This is a genomic window from Hymenobacter nivis (assembly GCF_003149515.1).
Lineage (GTDB): Bacteria > Bacteroidota > Bacteroidia > Cytophagales > Hymenobacteraceae > Hymenobacter > Hymenobacter nivis.
The window spans coordinates 4,479,655-4,499,126 of the sequence record NZ_CP029145.1; the positions used below are offsets into that span (position 1 = coordinate 4,479,655).

Annotated in this window: 18 protein-coding genes and 1 pseudogene; 14 read left to right on the forward strand and 5 right to left on the reverse strand. The window is 62.1% G+C overall.

All coding sequences use genetic code 11. The annotated features are described in order from the left end of the window. Positions 1-67 precede the first annotated feature (67 nt). The 5 genes from rnc to lgt all read left to right on the forward strand — a co-directional run bounded on the left by rnc (position 68) and on the right by lgt (position 5,169). Positions 68-793 (forward strand): ribonuclease III, encoded by a 726-nt coding sequence (gene rnc, locus DDQ68_RS19940; protein WP_245897120.1) that lies wholly within the window; start codon positions 68-70, stop codon positions 791-793. A gap of 145 nt (positions 794-938) precedes the next feature. Beyond that, complete coding sequence (nadE, locus tag DDQ68_RS19945; protein ID WP_109657872.1) at positions 939-2,867, forward strand: NAD(+) synthase; 1,929 nt, start codon at positions 939-941, stop codon at positions 2,865-2,867. A gap of 215 nt (positions 2,868-3,082) precedes the next feature. Continuing rightward, positions 3,083-3,718, forward strand: coding sequence for an RNA polymerase sigma factor (locus DDQ68_RS19950; RefSeq protein ID WP_245897121.1), 636 nt, complete (start codon positions 3,083-3,085; stop codon positions 3,716-3,718). Next, entirely contained in the window at positions 3,711-4,019 is a 309-nt protein-coding gene (locus DDQ68_RS19955) for a hypothetical protein (RefSeq protein WP_109657873.1), read from the forward strand. The genes DDQ68_RS19950 and DDQ68_RS19955 overlap by 8 nt, the downstream gene beginning before the upstream one ends. Before the next feature lie 97 nt (positions 4,020-4,116). Beyond that, positions 4,117-5,169: a prolipoprotein diacylglyceryl transferase gene (gene lgt / locus DDQ68_RS19960; protein WP_109657874.1), complete on the forward strand. Its 1,053-nt coding sequence runs from the start codon at positions 4,117-4,119 to the stop codon at positions 5,167-5,169. A 115-nt stretch (positions 5,170-5,284) separates the two neighbouring features. Here lgt and DDQ68_RS19965 read toward each other — a convergent pair whose 3' ends face one another. Next, positions 5,285-6,223: an SdiA-regulated/phytase-like domain-containing protein gene (locus DDQ68_RS19965; protein WP_109657875.1), complete on the reverse strand. Its 939-nt coding sequence runs from the start codon at positions 6,221-6,223 to the stop codon at positions 5,285-5,287. A 46-nt stretch (positions 6,224-6,269) separates the two neighbouring features. Then, positions 6,270-6,494 (reverse strand): membrane protein insertion efficiency factor YidD, encoded by a 225-nt coding sequence (gene yidD / locus DDQ68_RS19970; protein ID WP_109657876.1) that lies wholly within the window; start codon positions 6,492-6,494, stop codon positions 6,270-6,272. Between the two features lie 89 nt (positions 6,495-6,583). Here yidD and DDQ68_RS19975 point away from each other — a divergent pair, with 89 nt between their 5' ends. Beyond that, on the forward strand, positions 6,584-7,717 hold the full coding sequence (locus tag DDQ68_RS19975) for a DUF4357 domain-containing protein (protein ID WP_109657877.1): 1,134 nt from the start codon (positions 6,584-6,586) through the stop codon (positions 7,715-7,717). A gap of 11 nt (positions 7,718-7,728) precedes the next feature. Here the strand turns inward: DDQ68_RS19975 and DDQ68_RS19980 are convergent, their stop codons facing one another. Further along, positions 7,729-8,463 (reverse strand): M48 family metallopeptidase, encoded by a 735-nt coding sequence (locus tag DDQ68_RS19980; RefSeq protein ID WP_109657878.1) that lies wholly within the window; start codon positions 8,461-8,463, stop codon positions 7,729-7,731. A 122-nt stretch (positions 8,464-8,585) separates the two neighbouring features. Here DDQ68_RS19980 and DDQ68_RS19985 point away from each other — a divergent pair, with 122 nt between their 5' ends. The 4 genes and pseudogenes from DDQ68_RS19985 (at position 8,586) to DDQ68_RS24055 (ending at position 13,350) form a co-directional block, all read left to right on the forward strand. Then, the gene (locus tag DDQ68_RS19985; RefSeq protein ID WP_162550268.1) at positions 8,586-9,515 is read left to right on the forward strand and encodes a PorV/PorQ family protein; all 930 of its coding nucleotides are present in this window, start codon (positions 8,586-8,588) and stop codon (positions 9,513-9,515) included. 104 nt (positions 9,516-9,619) lie between these two features. Continuing rightward, positions 9,620-11,719, forward strand: coding sequence for a ComEA family DNA-binding protein (locus DDQ68_RS19990; protein WP_245897122.1), 2,100 nt, complete (start codon positions 9,620-9,622; stop codon positions 11,717-11,719). Positions 11,720-11,918: 199 nt separating this feature from the next. Further along, positions 11,919-12,092, forward strand: a pseudogene (locus DDQ68_RS25105) (transposase); the annotation flags it as partial. A 559-nt stretch (positions 12,093-12,651) separates the two neighbouring features. Further along, positions 12,652-13,350, forward strand: coding sequence for a transposase (locus DDQ68_RS24055; protein WP_245897123.1), 699 nt, complete (start codon positions 12,652-12,654; stop codon positions 13,348-13,350). A gap of 110 nt (positions 13,351-13,460) precedes the next feature. On the opposite strand, the gene DDQ68_RS20005 is transcribed toward DDQ68_RS24055, so the two are convergent. Beyond that, a complete protein-coding gene (locus DDQ68_RS20005; protein ID WP_109657882.1) occupies positions 13,461-14,063 on the reverse strand; it encodes a hypothetical protein in 603 nt (200 codons plus the stop codon). A gap of 456 nt (positions 14,064-14,519) precedes the next feature. Between DDQ68_RS20005 and DDQ68_RS23125 the strand changes: the two genes are divergently transcribed. Both DDQ68_RS23125 and DDQ68_RS20010 read left to right on the forward strand, forming a co-directional pair. Further along, positions 14,520-14,690 (forward strand): hypothetical protein, encoded by a 171-nt coding sequence (locus DDQ68_RS23125; RefSeq protein WP_162550270.1) that lies wholly within the window; start codon positions 14,520-14,522, stop codon positions 14,688-14,690. 57 nt (positions 14,691-14,747) lie between these two features. Then, positions 14,748-15,500 (forward strand): transposase, encoded by a 753-nt coding sequence (locus DDQ68_RS20010; RefSeq protein WP_245897124.1) that lies wholly within the window; start codon positions 14,748-14,750, stop codon positions 15,498-15,500. A gap of 1,230 nt (positions 15,501-16,730) precedes the next feature. Here DDQ68_RS20010 and DDQ68_RS20015 read toward each other — a convergent pair. Beyond that, a complete protein-coding gene (locus DDQ68_RS20015) occupies positions 16,731-17,456 on the reverse strand; it encodes a phosphatase PAP2 family protein (protein ID WP_109657884.1) in 726 nt (241 codons plus the stop codon). 433 nt (positions 17,457-17,889) lie between these two features. On the opposite strand from DDQ68_RS20015, the gene DDQ68_RS20020 reads away from it, so the two are divergent. Together DDQ68_RS20020 and DDQ68_RS20025 are read left to right on the forward strand one after the other, a co-directional pair. Next, complete coding sequence (locus DDQ68_RS20020) at positions 17,890-18,258, forward strand: hypothetical protein (RefSeq protein WP_109657885.1); 369 nt, start codon at positions 17,890-17,892, stop codon at positions 18,256-18,258. A gap of 684 nt (positions 18,259-18,942) precedes the next feature. Next, positions 18,943-19,332: a GreA/GreB family elongation factor gene (locus DDQ68_RS20025; RefSeq protein WP_162550271.1), complete on the forward strand. Its 390-nt coding sequence runs from the start codon at positions 18,943-18,945 to the stop codon at positions 19,330-19,332. The last annotated feature ends 140 nt before the right edge of the window (positions 19,333-19,472 follow it).

Sequence of the window (19,472 nt, forward strand, 5' to 3'; positions counted from 1 at the left end):
ACGGCTAATTAGTCAAAATCAGAGATTAGGCCTGCGTAATCTCTTTAAATCTGCATAATCTGCGATTGTGGTAAGTTTCGTTTCGCGGCTGTTTGGTTCGGATAAGGCTTTTCGCAAGGCTGTAGGCACGGTCACCGGCCAGGCCCCTGGTAACGCCCGGCTGTACCGGCTGGCCTTCACACACTCGTCGGCGGTGCGGGCGCAGCCCGAGAAGGGCCGCCACCAGACCAACGAGCGGCTGGAGTTTCTGGGTGACGCCATTCTGGGGGCTGTGGTGGCCGAATACCTGTTCCAGAAGTACCCTTACGAGCAGGAAGGCTTCCTGACGGAGGTGCGCTCGCGCATTGTCAACCGCGAGAGCCTGAACGGCATTGCGTTGAAGCTGGGGCTGGACAAGCTGGTGCAGCTCGACGCGGCTCAGGGCCGCGGGGCCCGCTCGCGCTCCGTGAACGGTAACGCGCTGGAGGCCCTGGTGGGGGCCGTATACCTGGATTTGGGCTACCAAGCGGCCCGCAAATTCATTCTCACCCGCCTCGTGAAGGGCTTCGTGGACGTGCACACGCTCACTACCACCACGGCCAATTTCAAGAGCAAGCTGGTGGAATGGGCCCAGCGCCAGGGTAAAAACCTGCGCTACGACCTCAGCGGCGAGGCACGGTTGAGCGGCACCATGGAGTTCACCGCCACGGTGCTGCTGGACGACGAGGTAGTGGCTACCGGCATGGGCCTGAGCAAAAAGCAGGCGGAGCAGCTGGCCGCCGAGCGGGCCCTGGCAGCGCTGGGGGTAGCCTGACAATTATCAGTTATCAATTGACATTTGCCGGCATAAGCTGGCCGCTGCTTTGGAGCGGTGCCGTTTAACGAGCCCGGACGTAGCCCGGGCTACATTTTCCTCGGTAAATTGTTGATTGCTCATTGCTAACTGTTCACTGAATACTATGCGTATCGCCGGCGCCGCCCTCAACCAAATCCCGTTTGACTGGGAAAATAATTTGCGCACCATCCGCGCGGCCATTGAGCAGGCCAAGGCAGCGGGCGTGGAACTGCTGTGCCTGCCCGAGCTGTGCCTGACCGGCTACGGCTGCGAAGACCTGTTTCTGAACGACTGGCTGCCGGCAGAGGCCCTGGCGCGCTTGCAGGATATTCGGCCCTGGACGGATGGGATTTGCGTGTGCGTGGGCCTGCCCGTGCGCTTGCAAGGCCGCACCTACAACACGGCGGCGGTGCTGCGCGACGGCCAGATTCTGGGCTTCGCGGCCAAGCAGTTTCTGGCCAACGAGGGGGTGCACTACGAGCCGCGCTTTTTCGTGGCGTGGCCCGCAGGCGAAACCACGACGGTGGAGTTGGGTGGCGAAACCTGGCTGCTGGGCGACCTCATCTTTGAGCACCGTGGGGTGAAGTTTGGCTTCGAGATTTGCGAAGATGCGTGGCGGGCCGACGACGTACGGCCGGCCTGCCGGCTGCGCGGCAAGGTGGATCTGATTGTGAATCCCTCGGCCAGCCACTTCGCCATGAGCAAAACCGATGTGCGCTACCAGCTGGTGCTGAAGGCCTCGCGCAATTTCCACTGCACCTACGTCTACGCCAACCTGCTGGGCAACGAGGCGGGGCGCATCATCTATGACGGCGAAATATTGGTGGCTCGCAACGGCCACCTGCTCAAGCGCAACCAGCTGCTGAGCTTCAAGGAAGTGGACCTGGAGTGGGTGGATGTGGACTTCGGCTACGACTTGGCCCCGGCGGCGGAAATCGTGCCGCTGCCCGCGCCTGATGAGTACAAGGAACTCAACCAAGCCATGAGCCTGGCCCTGTTTGACTACCTGCGCAAGGCCCGCAGCCGCGGCTTCGTGCTGAGCCTGAGCGGCGGAGCCGATTCGTGCTTTTGCGCCGTGGGCGTGGCCGAGATGGTACGCCTGGGCGTGGAAGAGCTGGGCGTGGCGGAGTTCAAGCGCCGTAGCGGCTGCTTCGACGGGGCCCCGGTGGCCGTGCAAACGGGCGCTGGCGGTGAGGCCACCCAAACCCTGCAAGACATGCCCGGCGCGCCAGGGGCCCCTGTGCCGCCGGCGCTGAGCGATAACCAGCAGCTCGTCAACGCGCTGCTAACCTGCGCCTACCAGGGCACGGTGAATTCGTCCGACGATACGTTTGAGTCGGCCCAGGAGCTGGCCGATAGTCTGGGGGCCCGGTTTTTCCACTGGACCATCGACGACGAGGTGGCTGGCTACGTGGGCAAAATATCCGGGGCCCTGGGGCGCAAGCTGGCCTGGGATACCGACGATTTGGCCCTGCAAAACATCCAGGCGCGGGTGCGGGCCCCCGGTATCTGGCTGCTGGCCAACGTGCAGAATTGCCTGCTCCTCACCACGTCTAACCGCTCGGAGGCCAGCGTAGGCTACTGCACGATGGATGGTGACACGGCCGGCAGCATTTCGCCCATTGCGGGCGTCGACAAGGCCTTCGTGAAGCAGTGGCTACGCTGGGCCGAAACCGAGTTGGGCTACGGGGCCCTGCGCCACGTCAACGCCCTGCAACCCACCGCCGAGCTGCGCCCGCTGGCCGACGGGCAAACCGACGAGCGCGACCTGATGCCCTACCCGCTGCTCAACCGCATCGAGCGGCTGGCGTTCTACGAGCGGCTGGCGCCCGCCGCCGTGCTGGCCCAGCTGGTGGCCGAAACCCCTGACGCCGACGCCGAGCAGCTCCGCACTTACGTGCGCCGTTTCTACACCCTGTGGAGCCGCAACCAGTGGAAGCGCGAGCGCTACGCCCCCAGCTTCCACCTCGACGACTACAACGTGGACCCGCGCTCGTGGCTGCGCTTCCCCATCCTCAGCGGCGGCTTCGGGGCCGAACTGGCGGCGCTGTAGGGCCCCGGGCCCAACCCGTTTGCGCGGGGCAACGGGCCGGAAGTCAGGGGCCCTATTTGTAAAATTCGGGTTGTTAATCAGGGCGTTGTAAAATATAATCAGGGGCCTGCGCAAGTTTTCGGAGCCGAAGGAGCCTAATCTTGTGCAACGGCAGTTACCGCCGTTGCGGGCCGGCGCTAAGCGGGCATTCTGCCGGACTTTCAGCTTTTATTTTTGTGGCTCACCCCGTTCCGTTGCCCGTGGCCAGCAGTTGCCCAACCCGGGTGCGGGCAAGCGCGCCGGCGGCCGATGCCGACCTGGTGGCGCAGTTGCAGCTGGGCAGCGAGGCCGCTTTTCGCATTCTGGTGGCGCGCTACCAGGACCGCATCTACCAGACAGTGCTGGCCTTGCTGCGCTCGCCCGAGGAAGCCGAAGACGTTGCCCAGGAAGTGTTTGTGGAAGTGTACCAGACCGTGGCCCGCTTCCGGGGCGAAGCGGCGTTCAGCACCTGGCTCTACCGGCTGGCCACCTCGCGGGCCCTGAAAAACCGCCGGCAGGCCCGCGCCAAGAAGCGCTTTGCCTACCTCACCAGCCTGTTGGGCTTCGACAATGACGTGCTGCACGAGGTGCCCGACCACGCGCACCCGCTGGCCCTGCTCGAAGGCCAGCAGCAGCTGCGCCTGCTGCTCGACCACGTGGCCCGCCTGCCCGACGCCCAGCAAGTGGCCTTCACCCTGCGCCACGAGCAGGAGCTGAGCTACGAGGAAATCGCGGCCGTGCTTAGCACCAGCGTCGCCGCCGTGGAATCCCTGCTGTTCCGGGCCCGGCAAACCCTTCGCAAACACTTGCCCCCTTCGTTTCGCCATGCCTGACCCTACCGTTCGCCCCACCCCCGACGAGGAATGGGAAGACCTGATGCACCAGCTGCGCCAGCGCCCGCAAGCCCTGCCCCGCCCATTTTTCTACCCGCGGGTGCGCGCCCGGCTGGCCGCCGGCCCGGCCGCCGAACGCCCCGCCCTGCCCGGCTGGTTGCGCCGGCCCGCCTACGCGGTGCTGTGCGGGGCCGTGGTGCTGGTCCTCAGCGGCGACGGCGCGGCGGAGCGGCCGGCCGCCGGGGCCCCGCGCGGCGCAAGTGGCCTCAGCGGTTCGCCCACGCGGCCACTGCCGCGCTAGTTTTCTCCCCCCAATCGGGCCAGGTGCCGCGCGGCGGGCAACGCCCGGGCCCGGGGACCGTGAGTACCTTTGAAACCATCTTCCTTTTTTGCTGCTTATGCTGCCTTCCCTCGCGAGTATTTTCTGGAACGTGGACCCCACCATCTTCACCGCGGGGCCCTGGCACGTGTTTGGGCTGGAGCTGGGGCCCCTCACGCCGCGCTGGTACGGGCTGCTGTTCATGGCGCCGTTCGTGCTGGGCACCTTCGTGCTGGCCCACATCTATAAGTCGGAGAAAACTTCCCCCGCCTGGGTCGACGTCATCACCGTGTACATGCTGGTGGGCACCATCGTGGGGGCCCGGCTGGGGCACGTGCTGTTTTACGAGCCTTCGCTTTTAACCACGCCGGACATATTTGAAGTGTTCCGCATTTGGCACGGCGGGCTGGCCAGCCACGGCGCCACCATCGGTATCTTGCTGGCCGTGTGGCTGTTCGCGCGCAACAACAAGTTCGACTACCTCTGGACGCTCGACCGCATCGTGATTGTGGTGGCCCTGGGCGGCGCCTGCATTCGGATGGGTAACCTGATGAACTCCGAAATCGTGGGCAAGCCCACTGACGCCCCGTGGGCCTTCACCTTTCCGCGCGATGTGGAGCACCTGGTGCCCGTGACGCGCCCGCTGCCCGCCGGGGCAGTGCAGGTTGCCGCCGTGCCCGTGCAGCTGGTCGACGGCACCAGCAGCTACCGCTTGCTACCCGCCGGCACGCCCGTGGCCCCCGACGCGCCGATGGCCGTGCCGCGCCACCCCACCCAGATTTACGAGTCGCTGTTTTGCGTGTTCCTGCTCGTGCTGCTCTACGCCATGTGGAACCGTACCCGGGAAAAAACGCCGCGCGGGCAGCTCTTCGGACTCTTTGTGGTGCTGCTCTTCACCTTCCGCATCCTGGTCGAGTACCTGAAGGAAAACCAGGTTTCGTTTGAGAAAGGCAACTTTATGAACCAGGGCCAGCTGCTCAGCATTCCGTTCATCCTCATCGGCATCTGGGTGCTGCTGCGCGCCGGCAAAGACCCCAACAACCCCTACGGCTACGCCCCGCGCGACCTCGACGCCGCCGAAGCTGCCGCCGCTGGGGGCCCTACGATTGCGCCGGTGGCTGGCCGCAAATAGCGCCCCGCACCGCACCCAAACGAAACGACAGGGCCCCCACGGTTGCGTAACCGTGGGGGCCCTGTCGTTAGGTGTGCGTATAGCTCGGACTACAAAGTCCAAGCTACACGCACACTTAAAACGGTAGCTTGAACTCGTAAAAGCTGCCTTGCTCAGTGCTGATGAGCAGCGTGTTGGCGTCTTTGAACACGGCGCCTTCGGTTTGGCCGGCGCCGGTCAGGCTCACCTGGCGGGGCGGGGCTTTCAGAATTTCTTCCCACGAGTTGCCGTCGAGCACGAACAGCTCGCCGCGGCCCAGCAGCACGAGGCGGTGGCCGTCGGGGCGCAGGGCGGCGTCGGTCACCTGGCCGGGAATAGCTAGCTTCGTGACGAGCTGGGCGGTGTAGCTGCCGGGCTGGTCGGGCACGCTATATACCTTGCTGGTGGCATCGGCGCCGCGGTCTTTGCTGAACAGCCACACCCGGCTGCCGTGCCACAAGCTGGCCTCGCAGTCGAAGTTGCGGGCCTTTTTCTTCTCGGGCGGAAACTCGGTTTGGTCGGGGTATTTGAATTTGATGTCGGCCACCTGCCGGGGCTGGTCGGGGCGGAAGCGGTGGATGACCAGGTTGCGGCGGTCGTTGTCGTTGTTGCCGCAGTCGCCCACGAAGTAGTTGCCCTGGTCGTCGCGGGTCAGGCTTTCCCAGTCGGTGTTGGTGGTGCCCAGGGCCAAAGTGCCCCGCAGCTGGCCCGTGGCGCTGAGGCGGTACAGCGTGGCGTCGTTGCCCTCGTCGCCGAAGCTGAAGTAGGTGCCGGGCTGGTCGGCCGGGCACAGGCCCGAGCTTTCGGGCACTACTCCTTTGATGGAACCCACTTGGCGCAGGCCCGGGATTTGGGCCGCGGCGGCCTTGTCTTTGTGGCGGTCGCCGCCCTTGCCTTTTTTGCCTTTGCCCGGAGCCGTCTCCGGTTGCTGCCGGGCGCGGTTTTGGAAAGCAGACTGATCGTTTTGGGCTTGCGAACAGGCCGCCGCCGTTATCAGCAGGGCAATGCTTGCGGGTAGGAAAAAAGAAAGGCGCATAAACGGAAATAAAGCCGAAAGCCTGCTTATACGGGCGGCGGCGGGCTTATGGTACGGGGTCGTAGCCGTGGCCGCCCCAGGGGTGGCAGCGCCCGATGCGCCGCAGCGCCAGCCGCCCGCCCCGCCAGGGCCCGTGTTTGGTAATGGCCTCGGCGGCGTAGGCCGAGCAGGTGGGCGTGTAGCGGCAGCTGGGCGGCGTGAGCGGCGAAACCAGGTGCCGGTAGAGCCAGATGAGGGCCAGAAAAAACGAGCGGGTCAGCGAGCGAACCATATCTTAAAGGTACGGCGGGGGCGAAGCCCCGGGGGCTTACCAGTTCCGGTGCTTTCTTTGGCAGTTAACCAAAAGTTAGGCTGGCTTCGATGCACGAGATTTTACTGGATATTCAGCAGCGGCTGAAAGCAGGCGACTACAAAAACGAGGAGCACGTGCGCCTCTCGCTGGTGGCGCGGGTGGTGCAGGTGCTGGGCTGGGACGTGTGGAACCCCACGGAGGTGTACACCGAATTCAAGGCCACCAAGATGGAGGACCACACGCGGGTCGACGTGGCCTTGCTCACCCACGGCTTCGAGGCCACCGCCGTCTTTATCGAGTGCAAGGCCGTGGGCGCGTTCGCGGCCGATTTGGCGGCGGTGGAGCGGCAGCTACGCGACTACAACCGCGACCATACGGCGCTCTTCACCGTCATCACCGACGGCCGGCACTGGCGGTTCTACTTCTCCTTCACCAGCGGCGAATTCAAGGATAAGCTGTTCTGCAAGTTCGACTTGCAGGACGACGCGCTGGACGAAATAGCCGGCTACCTCGACACGTTCCTGCTCCGCGACCATATCCTGGACCATTCCGCCCGCCGTAAAGCCGAAGCCTACCTGATGCTGGGCAAAAAGGAGCGCGCCATGCAGGACGTGCTGCCCGACGCCCAGAAACTGGTGTCGCAGCCGCCGTTTCCGTCGTTGCCCGCCGCCCTGGTGCAGCTGCTGGCCGCCAAAGTGCTGACCATTACTCCGGCTGAAGCCCAGGCGTTTTTGATGGGCATGGCGCTGGCTGCTGCCGGGGCCCCCACGCCGCCTACGGCCGCCGCCGGGGCCCCCGCCAGGCGCCCGGCCCCAAAGAAGCAAGCCGTTGCGCCGCCGCCCGCGGTTGTCCCAGGGCCCGCCCCGGCTGACGAAGTACCCGCAGGGGAGCGGTTCGTGCTGAAGCAGGGTGCAGCGCACGCCACCGCGCACTTGCAGCCCGATGGGGCCCTGCTGGTGCTGGCCGGCTCGATGGCCGCAGCTACGGAGGCGGCAAGTCTATCGCCCGGTGGGATTTCGCTGCGGCAGAAATTATTGGTAAGCGGGGTATTGAAGCCGCATGGCGAGCAATTAATTTTTACCAGTGATTATTCATTTGAGTCAGCTAACGCAGCAGCCATCGTGCTGGTAGCCCGTTCTGTTAACGCCCAAACGGCCTGGCAGCACGCCAGTGGCAAGCAGGTGCGCGACTTTATCAAATAGCTCATAAGCAGCTATCTCGGCAGCGCGTTCAGCCGCTGCTTCCACAGCTCCCAGTCGGGCAGCAGGCGGGTTTGCAGGGCGTAGAAGGCGGGCGAGTGGTCGGGTACTTTGAGGTGGCAGCACTCGTGCAGCAGCACGTAGTCGAGGCAGCCGGGGGTGGCGCGCACCAGGTCGGGGGTGAGGCGGATGCGGGCCGTGGTGGGCGTGCAGCTGCCCCAGCGCGTGCGCATGTGCCGCACAAACAGCGTGGGCTGGCGCAGCTCCAGCCCCGCGAACGCCGGCCACACGCGAGCTAAGGCTTCGGCAAACAGCGCCGGGGCCTGCCGGGCGTACCAGGCCAGCAACAGGGCCTCGGTGCGGGCGGGCGCGTGGGGCGCGGGGTAGGTAATGACCAGCTCGTGGCCGGCCGCGGCCACGGCGGACCGGGGCCCCTCGGTCAGGCGCAAGGCCAGGGGCCGCCCCAGGTAGTGGTGCGCCGCCCCGGCGTGGTAGCTCCGGGCGGGCGCGGGCGGCGGGCGGCGGGCAAACGCTGCCAAGTGCTGCCGGATCCAGTCGGCCCGCTTCAGCACCTGCTGGGCCACCCAAGTGGCCGGCACCCCGGCCGGGGCCGACACGTGCACGCTACCGTCGGGCCGCACGGCGAAGCCCAGGGTGCGCCGCGCCCGAAACACGAGCGTGTAGTCGAGCGGCTGGCCCTGGTGAAGGACGGTTTCGCGGCGCGGGGCCGCAACGGGGGAGCGGGGCATGGGGCCGCAAGTTCGGCAGTAGGCACGGAACGGGGCCGGGTGGGGGCAGTCAGCTTCACGCAACGCCCATGTTTGTGCCGGGGGCCCTATCTTGTACCCTGACTATCTATATCAGTTATTATATGCTCCAACGGCTACTTATATTTGTATTATTAGAGGTTTTATTAGGGTGGGGAATAGGCGTTAGCGCGCAGGCCCAAGGCAACGGCCCCGGGGTGCGCGGGGCCCGTGCCACCGCTCTCGGCAGCGCCGCCGTGGCCCTCGACGGCGACGCCTGGGCGGTGGCCAACAACCCCGCCGGCCTAGGCAGCCTGGCCCGGCCCACGGTGGGCTTCTACGCCCAAAACCGCTACTTCAGCACTGCCCTCAACGTGGGCGCAGCCGTGGTGGCGCTGCCGCTGGGGCCCCCCGGGGGCCCCGAAACGGCAGCTGAGGAGCCCGGCGCCGCGCCCGTGGGGGCCCCGGCCGGCCCGCGTGCCTGGGCCCGCCGCGGCGTAGTGGCGCTGGAGGCGCAGCGCTTTGGTGGCCAGCTGTATAACGAAACGCGGGTGGGCGCGGGCTACGGCTACCGGCTGGGACAAATCAGCGTGGGCGGGCGCCTGGAAATGCTGCAAATCAGCATCGAAGGGCTGGGCAGCCGGCGCGTGGCGCTGGCCTCGCTGGGCGGGCAGGTGGAGGTGCTGCCCGGCAAGCTCACGCTCGGCGTGTACGGCTACAACCTGGGCCAGGCCCGTCTGGCCAGCTACCAGGACGAGCGGGTGCCCACCGTGCTGCGGGCCGGCCTGGCCTACCGCCCCACGGCGCAGGTACTGCTGGCCCTCGAAACCGAAAAAGATGTGGAGCGCCCTGCCAACTTCAAGGCCGGGGTGGAGTACCGGCCCGTGGGGGCCCTAGCGGCCCGCGTAGGCGTGGCTTCGCTCAGCGAGGAAATTAGCGCCGGCATCGGCGTGCGCCTGCGCGATTTTGGGCTGGACTACGCGGCGGCGTTTCAGGCGGCGCTCGGCTTCAGCCAGCACCTGAGCGTGACGAAAAGCTGGGGGGGTAAGCAGTGAGCAGTTATCAGTTAGTAGTGAGCAGCGCGTGTGCGCTGGGCGCTGGTTATCAAGTAATAAGTGCTTGGGCTAATTGGCTGGTACGGCGCGTCTGGCTGATTTTCGTGGGCATTGTTATTAATTGTTCACTGCTAACTGTTAATTGCGTCTGCGCCCAGGACTACCCGCGCCGCCCGCCCGATCTCGACCGGCTGACGCAGGAGCTGTTCGCCGAAATCCAGAGCGACCAAGTGCCGGTGGAGGATATCTACGAAACGCTGCTCAACTACTACCAGGCCCCGCTCAACCTCAACGCCGCCGGCCGCGAAGACCTACGAGCCTTGCTGCTGCTTTCCGAAACGCAGATTACCAACCTGCTGCGCCACCGCGAAGCCAACGGCTTGCTGCTGAGCGTGTACGAGTTGCAAAGCATTGAGAGGTTTGATTTGCGCACTATTGGCCGCATCCTGCCGTTTGTGGCGGTGGCCGGGGGCGACGGGCGCGCCGCCCGGGGCCCCCTGTGGCAGCGCATCCTGCACGAAGACAACAACTACGCGCTGCTGCGCTACGAGCGGGTGCTGCAAGCCCGCCAGGGCTACACCCCCGCCACGCTCTACCAGGGGCGGCCCACACTGCGCTACCTCGGGGGGCCCGACAAGCTGGCCCTGCGCTACCGGGCCAGCCACAGCCAGGATTTCAGCGTCGGGTTTTCGCTCGAAAAAGACGCCGGCGAGCCCTGGGCCTGGCAGCCGGGCCAGGGCCGGTTGGGGTTCGATTACTTCTCGGCCCACCTGGTGCTGCAAGCGCGCGGCCGCTGGAAAACTATCGCCCTGGGCGACTACCAGCTGCAATTCGGGCAGGGGCTGCTGCTCTCGTCGGGCTTCGCGGTGGGCAAAGGGGCGGAGGTGATTACCACCGTGCGGCGCTCGTCGGTGGGCGTGCGGCCCTACGCGGGGCTGCTGGAGAATTCGTTTTTCCGGGGCGGGGCCGCTACCTACCAGCTGGGACCCCGGTGGGACGCCACGGCTTTCGCCTCGCACCGCAACGCCGATGCTAACCTGCGCCAAACCCAGGATTCGCTGGCCGCCTACGACGAGTTTAGCTCGGGTTTGATTTACACCGGTCTGCACCGCACGGCCACCGAGCTGGCCAACCGCCACCGCCTGGCCGAAACCGTAGGCGGCGGCCACCTCGGCTACGCCACCGCCAACGGCGACCTGGCCGTGGGCCTCATCGCCGTGGGCACGCACTACGGCACGGCTCTGCTCAAGCGGCCCGAAACCTATAATCTGTTCGAGTTCAGCGGGAAGAACAACCTGGCCCTGGGCCTGCACTATAGCTACGTGTGGCGCAACCTGCTGCTGTTTGGCGAAACGGCGCGCACCACCGGCGGGGCCCTGGGCACCGTGAACGGCCTGCTCGCCAGCCTGGGCTCAGCCGTAGACGCGGCCGTGCTGCTGCGTCATTACCCCGCTGATTTCCACTCGCTCTACGGCAACGCGTTTGGCGAGAACTACCGTAACATCAACGAGAGCGGCGTGTACTTCGGGCTGAAAATCCGGCCCGCGCCGCGCTGGGAAGTCGCCACGTACTACGACCAGTTCAGCTTTCCGTGGCTGCGCTACCGCGTGGGGGCCCCCAGCCGCGGCCACGACGCGCTGCTGCGCCTGGCCTACACGCCCAGCAAAACCACCATTCTCTCGGCCCAGCTTCGCCAGCGCCTCAAGCCCCGCGACTTGCCCACGAGCCCCGATTTCCCGGTGCCGCTGCCCGGCAATTACTTACAGCAAAGCCTGTTGCTGTACTACGATGCGGCCCTGAGCCCGGCCCTGGAAGTGCGCACCCGCCTGCAAGCCTCGCGCCTGCGCCTCGACGACGACCAGGCCTGGCGGACCGGCTACGTGCTGGCCCAGGACGTGGCCTACCGCTTCGGCCGGGCCCTGAAACTGACGGCCCGCTACGCCGTGTTCGACGCCGATAACTACGACGTGCGCCAGTACGTGTACGAGTCGGACGTGTGGTTGGCCGTTTCAGTACCAGCCCTCTATGGGCAGGGTACGCGGGCCTACGCGCTGGCCGAAATCCGCCTGGGCAAGCCCCTTACGCTGTGGCTGCGCTACGCCGAAACCCGCTACCGCCACCAAGCCACCGTCGGCACCGGCCTGGAAGCCATCGAGGGCGCAGTGCGCGGCGAAGTGAAGGCGCAGCTGCGGTACAAGTTTTAGTGGGATATAGAATGAACCAACTAATTTTTTTACATACTGTAAACGACCGTGGCTGTTGCAGAACGCGTATCCGGGATGGGCCGTATTTCATAGCAGGAGCATGCAAGGCAAGAAGCAGTATCTCGATAAATAGGTGGCCCGCTTTCGGCTCTCCGAACGGGTTCCGCCGCACAACCTCTACCGACGGCTGGCCGAAGTGGTGGATTGGACCTTTCTCTACGACGAAACCCGAGCCCTTTACAGCCACACGGGCCAGCCCTCGCTCGACCCAGTGGTCTTCTTCAAGCTCCTGCTGGTGGGCCGGCTGGAAAACCTGGTCAGCGACCGGCGCTTGGTCGAGCACTGCGCCCTGCGGCTGGATGCCCTGCTTTTTCTGGGTTACGAAGTAGACGAAGAGTTACCGTGGCACTCGACGGTGAGCCGGACCCGCCAGCTCTTTCCCGCAACGGTCTTCGAACGCTTATTTGACCACGTGTTCGGCCAGTGTGTGGCCCAGGGGCTGGTAGCCGGTGACCGGCAAGCCGTGGACTCGGCCCCGGTCAAAGCCAATGCGTCGTTGGAAAGTGTGCTGGAGAAGCAACCGCTGGAGGCCTTTGCCTCCCCGCTCACCGTCGCTGGCCAATCCCGCACCATGCCCGTGCTGCCGCACCCGGCCGCGGTGCTTTCGGCCCCGGCCCATCAGTTGCGCCGAGAGGCCGCGCGACAAGCCAAGCGCCAGACCGAACCGGGAGCCTTAGGTGCACCGCACGAAAAGGCTCGTTTGGTGAGCAATAAAACGCATTACAGCCCGACCGACCCGGATGCGCGCATTTGGGTCAAGCCTGGCAAAGTGCGGGCTCTGAACTACCTCTGTAGCTCGTCCGTCGATACGGCTCAAGGCGTCATCAGCCACGTGCAAGCGGATTTAGCCGACCAGTCGCGACAGTTTGCATTTGCCCCGATTGCTGACCGGTTTGCAACAGCGCTTGCGCACGCACCAACTTTCCCTACGCGACTTGCTGGCCGACGCCGGCTACGCCAACGGCCCGAACTACGCCTTGTTAGAAGCCCAGGGCGTGACGGCCTGGATTCCGGTCTTCGGTCACTACAAACCCGAAGTCGCGGGCTTTGTCTACGACCAGGGTGCCGACCAGTACACCTGCCCGGCGGGTAAGCCGCTGCCCTTCCAGAAATACGCCACGAATCAGGACGGTGGGTGGCATAAGCTGTATTTGGCCGCCTACCGCGATTGCCAGCAATGCCCCTTAAAGGCCACCTGCATCCCCAAATCCCAGTGCAAAAAAATCGCCAAAACGATTTACGACGCGGCCTATCGCCGGGCCTGGCAACGCCAGCAGACGCGCCGGGGCCAGCGCCTACGGCGCGTCCGGCAAAGCACGGTGGAACCCGTGTTTGGCAATCTGATTCACCACTACGGTCTGCGCCGGATGAACGTGCGCGGCTTAGCCGGGGCCCACAAGACCATGCTACTCACGTCCGTCGCTTTTAATCTTAAGAAACTGCTCCGTTATCGGCACCAGCTCCACCAGAGTGCCGTTATCGCCTTGCCCCGGCCCCTGGCAGCTGCGGATACACGCTTTTGCCTGCGTAGCCGCTGGGCTAGGAAGCAGAACCTGCCTTTACGCAAGTAGCCGTCCAGAAGTGGTGCTACCCGAATGGAGTTCTGCAACAGCCACGACCGTTCACAACATGTAAAAGGAGAGAGTAGCACAGGTGATAATATCCTGGACGACTTAAATAATTACTTTTTTGCCTCTGCGATAGGCAAGGCGGAAAAGTGTAGGGCACGGGCGGTCCGAAGTAACATGGCGCGAATGGAGGGAAGGCTTTCCCCGTTCAGTTTTGCTGAGCCGAGCCCCATGATAAAGTCTCCTTGCATAAACGTTAAAAACACCTGCTGCTTTGTCTGTCCCGGCGTTTCGGTGGGAACGGCGTAGCCCCACCAGGTGCCCACTTGCGAGGGACTCACCTGCACCGCGTCAATTCGGGGCGTAAGAGGAATTCCCATTGCCTGACTGGCGAAAGCTGCCTCGGCGGTGATGTACGCCCGTAAAGTTGCTGCAGCGGTACTTTTGCGATAGGGAGCCGCTTTAACGGCAATAAGCTGCAGCATCAGGTCATCGACAAAAAAGACCGTGGGGCGTTCGGTGGCGGTGGCGTACGCACGGCCAAAATTGAGTTGGAAGTTCAACCCCATGCCTTTGTAGTCATTAAAGACGGCGGCACTACCGGTGGAGGTGTGCAAGATGCCGCCTTCCCGCACCCGGACAAACGACGTTGCTTGGCTCCAACCGGTCTGGGTGAGGCCAAGCAGGAGGTTAGTGGCCAGGAAAAACAGGCGCATCAGGGAAGGCGTAAATAAACAGGGAACCATCTAATCAATAAAAAAGGAAAGGGGGAGGGATGCTTTCACACGTGAAAGATACGAGCTGGCTGAATCCTCTCTCGCAGCAGTGATTGAGAAAATTATGCGGTGGCCCCCAGTAGTATCCTGCTCCTAAAGTACCACACGGGCAGCACCCCACGTCGGACAGCCAAAACCACCACTATTCCGAGGCGGCGCTTATAACTAATGTTATCCTATGTTCACGCACCTGCGGTAATTTGGATGAATAAGAAGGAAAAGGATGGAATAAGATTCCCATGTTATGGGGCGTTTGAGCCCGTTTTACATGACAATCCCCATTCTTTTCTAGGGCCACTTTGAACAGTTCCATGAGGCCTGAGAGCCTGTATCAGGATAGCTAAAGATTCCCTGGAAGTCCTTTTTACGCGTTTTCTCCTTTTCACCTTACCCCCTATGGATTCTACCCTACCCCTACCAGTCGTTGGCATCGACGTGAGCAGAGCCACGCTCGCCGTCTGTTACCAGGTCAATGAGCAGGCTAAGCACTTAGAAGTCAGCAATAACAAGGCCGTATTTCAGGAATTAGCCAAGGCTTGTGGGGCGCACTGCCAGTTTGTGATGTAAGCGACCGGTACTTATAACCTGGCCCTGGCCTATTACCTGCATGAGCAGGGAGGACAGGTGTCAGTACTCAATCCACTGGTTATTAAGCGCTTCATTCAGATGCATTTAAGCAAGGGCAAAAGTGACCGCAAAGATGCCCAGTGGCTTTTGCGTTACGGTCAGCAACAAGTGTTGAAAATCTGGCAACCGGCCGAGACAGTGCTGGTCGAGTGTCGGCAGCTTGAACAGGTGAACGAGCAGCTAATCAAGCAGAAAACCATGCTTAGTAATTCGTTGGAAGCCTTACAGCAGCAACCTATTGTGAGCAAACTCGCCTTGAAACGCCTCCAGCAGTTGCGCAAGACTTTAACCCAGCAAGTAGCCGCGGTTGAAGCCGAACTATTGATCCTGTTGGAACAGCGTTTTGCCGCGGAAATGACGCTGCTGTGCTCCATTCGAGGTATCGGCCGCAAGACCGCCGGCATGTTGCTACTCTTTGCCGACGGCTTTACGCGCTTGGATAATTACAGGCAATTAATTGCGATGGCTGGCTTGTCGCCCCGCGAGCATACCTCCGGTACCAGCATCCGGGGTAGGGTGCGTATTACGAAAATGGGTGGCGGCTTGATTCGGGGCAAACTCTTCATGTGTAGCTTCTCGGCTAAAAGGTCAAATGCAGCCTGTTCCGCCCTCTTTGACCACCTCGTAGCTAAGGGCAAGAACAAGAAATTAGCGCTCATTGCCGTGTGCAACAAGCTTTTGAAACAGGCCTTTGCCATCATCAAATCAGGCGTTCCTTATCAAGCTGATTTCATCAGCTCTCTCACTTAAAGCTCGGCCATTCAACACAGTTCATGTAAAGAGACAATTCCCAGATGACAGCGGGAGTAGTTGCACTTCCCCACTGCCCCTAAAATCTTGTTTGCCCAGACCCGGGAAAGCACCTGGTGGCGAGTCTGCGAAACTCATCCCTTCGGCGAGTCTCGTAAACTTTGAATCGTAGACGAGTTTCTTAAACTCCTCCAGCCCTGCAGTGGCCCATCGGCACCTGGTGCCGGGCAGCTGCGAGGGGTTTACCCAAAGGAGGAATTAGCCTAGACGGCGTACATTTCGGCCTGCTTTGTCATGGCATCACACAGCAAGAACCTTCCACTAAACAGGCCCAGTAATTAATTTTCTAACCTCACCCCACGTACTACTATGAAGTTATCCTTCTTGCAAAAGCTCCTATTTGCCTTACCTGGGTTCGGGCTTTTATTCGTGGACAAAAACATCGCGTTTGTTTATCTAATCGTTCTTTTTTCAATCTTGACTTTTTTGGAATACGGTCCGTGGAAAGCCAAATAAAGAAGAAGCGGCTACTCTCAAAAGGTTAAGTCCTGTTCAAGAAAACGGTGATTTAAACAGCCAGCATATTTTCGGGACTTCACGCCGTTCGCCGCTTTTCTCCACGTTTTCTCGGCCATCTCGTGAACTCTTGGGATTGTTGGTAAAGAGCTAGGTAATGGGCTACCGCTTGGTGATGAGGTACTCCTTGGACCTCCTACAGCCCGTGCTCCAATAGGCAAGGTGTCCAATCCTGCCTTGTTAGCGTCGGTGAGGTCGACGGCGAAGGTATCCGTGGACGGAGCGCCTGTGTGGCCGGCCGGTGCAGCAACGGGCGCCTCCCGGCGAACGAGGGGTTCGGCCCCCGGTACTCGGCGAATGGACACCTCGATTTCGAGCCGTTCGTGGGCGCTGTCAAGGCCCGCCACCCGGGTGACGACGTGCGCAATGGTGTGGGCTTCGGTTTGCATGTAGGGGTTGCGTTAGTAATCGGACCAAGAATTATGATAAGCAGATAAATGCCAGATAATCAATATGCTTACTTGGATGATGGAACGCTGGCTTTCTGTTATTAGACCCGTTAGAAGAAGGGAAAATGTGCCAAAATCTATTGCAAACAGACATTTTGTAGCCGCCGATTTGCTTAGCGTAATTCTTGGTCCGATTACTAATGCAACCCCTTTCTGCGGGGGTGGGGCCACGTGGTGGGCCTGGCTCTGGGACCAGTAGCCGCCGCTAGTGCCGGAGCCGGTGCCACAGCCGGCGCAGCTCGCCCAGGTAGCGCGATGATACCAGGTACAATGTTCCTACCCAGGCGCCGGTTGCCAGCCAACCCGCCAGCACATCGGACGGGTAGTGCGCGGCCAGGTACAAGCGCGCCCACGACACGCCCAGCGCAAACAACAGCCCCGCCCCCCAGGCCAACCAGCGCCAGCGCGTATGCCAGCACACAATGCCCAGCGTGCTGGCCAGCGCCACCGAGGCCATCGTGTGGCCGCTGGGAAAGCTCGGGTCGGGCAGCTGCTGCGCGGTTTCGTGGCATATCCGGTGGTAAAAGTCGGGCCGCAGGCGGTCGAAGTGATACTTGGCCAGCAGGTTGAACACCATTGTGCCGCCTACCGCGCCCACCGAAAACAGCAGCGCCCGGTAGCGCCGCCGCCGTACCAGTTGCCCCGTGCCCAGGGCCGCCAGGGCGTACACGCTCAGCCACACCGGGCCCCCCAGCGCACTCAGCTGGTCGGCCAGGGCGCAGCGGGTTGCGCCCTCGTGCTGGTGCAAAAAGGTGAGAATAGGCCGGTCGAAGGGAAAGCCGTGATCGGGTTGAAGCTGGTCCTCGCGCAGCTCGTGAGCCACTTCCACAAATAGGCCCCCCGATCCTACAACCACCGCCAGTAGCACTCCGAGCAGGAGGTAGCGGCGGCCCAGCCGCCGCACGGTGGCCAAAAAAACAGGGGCGGCCATCCTAATTGCTAGAGCTTATGCGTGTTGCTTGGTGCGTTTCACGGGGCGCAAGATAAGCGCGGCATCGATTACGAATGCGCAGGTTGCGCAGGCCACAGGCCGCGCCCACTCGCCGCGCAAGCGCGAGGTATAGCCAGCCCGCGCAGGTGGCTTGGCCCCGCCGTGAGTGAGCGCGCCAACTACGCGTAAAGTGCTGAACAATTAGTTGTGTAGTTTTTGTGAAAACGTCGGTTTCCGCGCCGAATTCCTAGCCAGTTGGGCAGTTTCCTGCTGGCACAGCCATCGTTTTCCAGCGCCCGTTGGGGGTAGCCAAAGCCACTATTCCGGGGGATAAAAGCTGTGCGAATTACCGTCTGTGCCCTTTCCTCGTCCAAGCCACAGGCGCGAAAATGCAATTAACCGCTTTTGCCGAAATTAGCTTCATATTTACTTCATGAAAAAGATTTCCCTCTTTCTGGCCCTCGGGCTGGCTGCCGCTGGTTCGTGGGCCTTTTATCCTAAGACGACGGCCGCGCCGCGGGGCTACCTGATGCTGATTGGCAGCGGGCGCCCCGGCACCGAGTCGTCGGTGCCGGAGCTGACGACCATTCAGCCCGATGGGCAGCGCCAGGTACAGCTCCTGCCCGCCGTCAAATCGAGTTCGGAGCGCAGCTCTACCGATGCCGCTGTGGGGCTGCACCGCGCCGAGCTGCTCAGGCTCAATGCCCTCTACGCCCAGGGTTGGCGGCTGGTGAGTACCGCCCAAAGCACGGTGGGCACGGGGGCCACCACTGAAACCATTTACCTGCTGGAAAGAAAATAAGCCGTCCTCCCGCACCAGCTGCGGGGGCCCAAAGCACGGTTGATGCCCTGGCGCTCGGGCCCTGCTGGCACAACGGGCAAGGGCAGAATTCGTAAAACACGCCCTGGCCCCAGTGAAATTTTATGAAATTAATCCGTGAAAGCCCTGGCTATACTGCTCACGAAGTAGAATGCGAAAACGAAGTAGGGTGCGGGGCTTGTCCCCGCCCATCGTTGAACGGTTCGGTTGGCTTTCGTTCAACGATGGGCGGGGACAAGCCCCGCACCCTACTTCGTGACGAGTATAAGTGCCTGGCAGCGCTGCTTCCTTTGCCCGTATCTCCGGTTGGTAAATCACGCCATATCGCTAAACACTCCTTCTATGAGAATAAAGTGTATACCTGGCAGTGTTCGCCGACTGAGTTACCGGCCATTGGTTAATTTATAAATCGTTGACTAACAAATGCTAATTAGTAATCACTAACCCGCTTGTTTTCGCACAGTTGCCTGGTAGCAGTCTGTGTAATAGTTGAAAGTGCTGAATCAATGAAAGGCGGCCCGCTGGTAACATCGTTCGACCGAATTGGAAGAAGGTGAGCAAGGAGCCGACAGCTGATCGGTAATTAATAACTACGGTTAAAGCCTTGATAACTAAATTTTTAATAGATTTATGGCAACAATTAAGCATCTTCCCAGCAACATTTACGTGACTCGACTGGACCACAGTCGGCTCACCGATTTGGTGCAGCAGCCGCATGCGGCCTCCCTGGCCGAGCTGGTAGCGGTATTGCGACGTGAGCTGGCGCGCGCACAACTGGTTAACTCCTATGATATTCTGCCACACGTCGTCACAATGAACTCGCGCATTAAGCTGCGCAAAATGCGGAGTGATGAGGAGTTGCTCTTTACCCTGGTGTACCCACCCGCAGTCGACGCGGCCCAGGGGCGGCTTTCAGTGCTGAGCCCGATGGGCGTGGCAGTGCTGGGCTGCTGCCTGGGCGACCAGTTTCAACCGGGCCATCCCACTGACGCAGCTAGCTACTGGGTCGAGGCCATTTTGCACCAGCCGGAGGCCATCGGCGACTGGGAGAGTTGAGTGCCTGGCGCATTACGCACTTGGAAACATGATTTAGCCTCACCCAAACCATTCCTGTTTCCACAAGTTACCATGTCTGGTTTGCGGTGCGCGTCTCGCATCCTTTACCCTTTACCGGGCTTTTCTATTGCCTAATATTC

Excerpts from the sequence above, each read along its gene's own strand:
- DDQ68_RS19955 (WP_109657873.1), top strand. The coding sequence starts at position 3,711 with ATGCCTGACCCTACCGTTCGCCCCACCCCCGACGAGGAATGGGAAGAC.
- DDQ68_RS20015 (WP_109657884.1), bottom strand. The coding sequence starts at position 17,456 with ATGGCCGCCCCTGTTTTTTTGGCCACCGTGCGGCGGCTGGGCCGCCGC.
- DDQ68_RS23125 (WP_162550270.1), top strand. The coding sequence starts at position 14,520 with ATGGATTCTACCCTACCCCTACCAGTCGTTGGCATCGACGTGAGCAGA.
- DDQ68_RS19985 (WP_162550268.1), top strand. The coding sequence starts at position 8,586 with ATGCTCCAACGGCTACTTATATTTGTATTATTAGAGGTTTTATTAGGG.
- DDQ68_RS19980 (WP_109657878.1), bottom strand. The coding sequence starts at position 8,463 with ATGCCCCGCTCCCCCGTTGCGGCCCCGCGCCGCGAAACCGTCCTTCAC.
- DDQ68_RS19975 (WP_109657877.1), top strand. The coding sequence starts at position 6,584 with ATGCACGAGATTTTACTGGATATTCAGCAGCGGCTGAAAGCAGGCGAC.
- DDQ68_RS20005 (WP_109657882.1), bottom strand. The coding sequence starts at position 14,063 with ATGCGCCTGTTTTTCCTGGCCACTAACCTCCTGCTTGGCCTCACCCAG.
- DDQ68_RS19965 (WP_109657875.1), bottom strand. The coding sequence starts at position 6,223 with ATGCGCCTTTCTTTTTTCCTACCCGCAAGCATTGCCCTGCTGATAACG.
- nadE (WP_109657872.1), top strand. The coding sequence starts at position 939 with ATGCGTATCGCCGGCGCCGCCCTCAACCAAATCCCGTTTGACTGGGAA.
- lgt (WP_109657874.1), top strand. The coding sequence starts at position 4,117 with ATGCTGCCTTCCCTCGCGAGTATTTTCTGGAACGTGGACCCCACCATC.
- DDQ68_RS20020 (WP_109657885.1), top strand. The coding sequence starts at position 17,890 with ATGAAAAAGATTTCCCTCTTTCTGGCCCTCGGGCTGGCTGCCGCTGGT.
- yidD (WP_109657876.1), bottom strand. The coding sequence starts at position 6,494 with ATGGTTCGCTCGCTGACCCGCTCGTTTTTTCTGGCCCTCATCTGGCTC.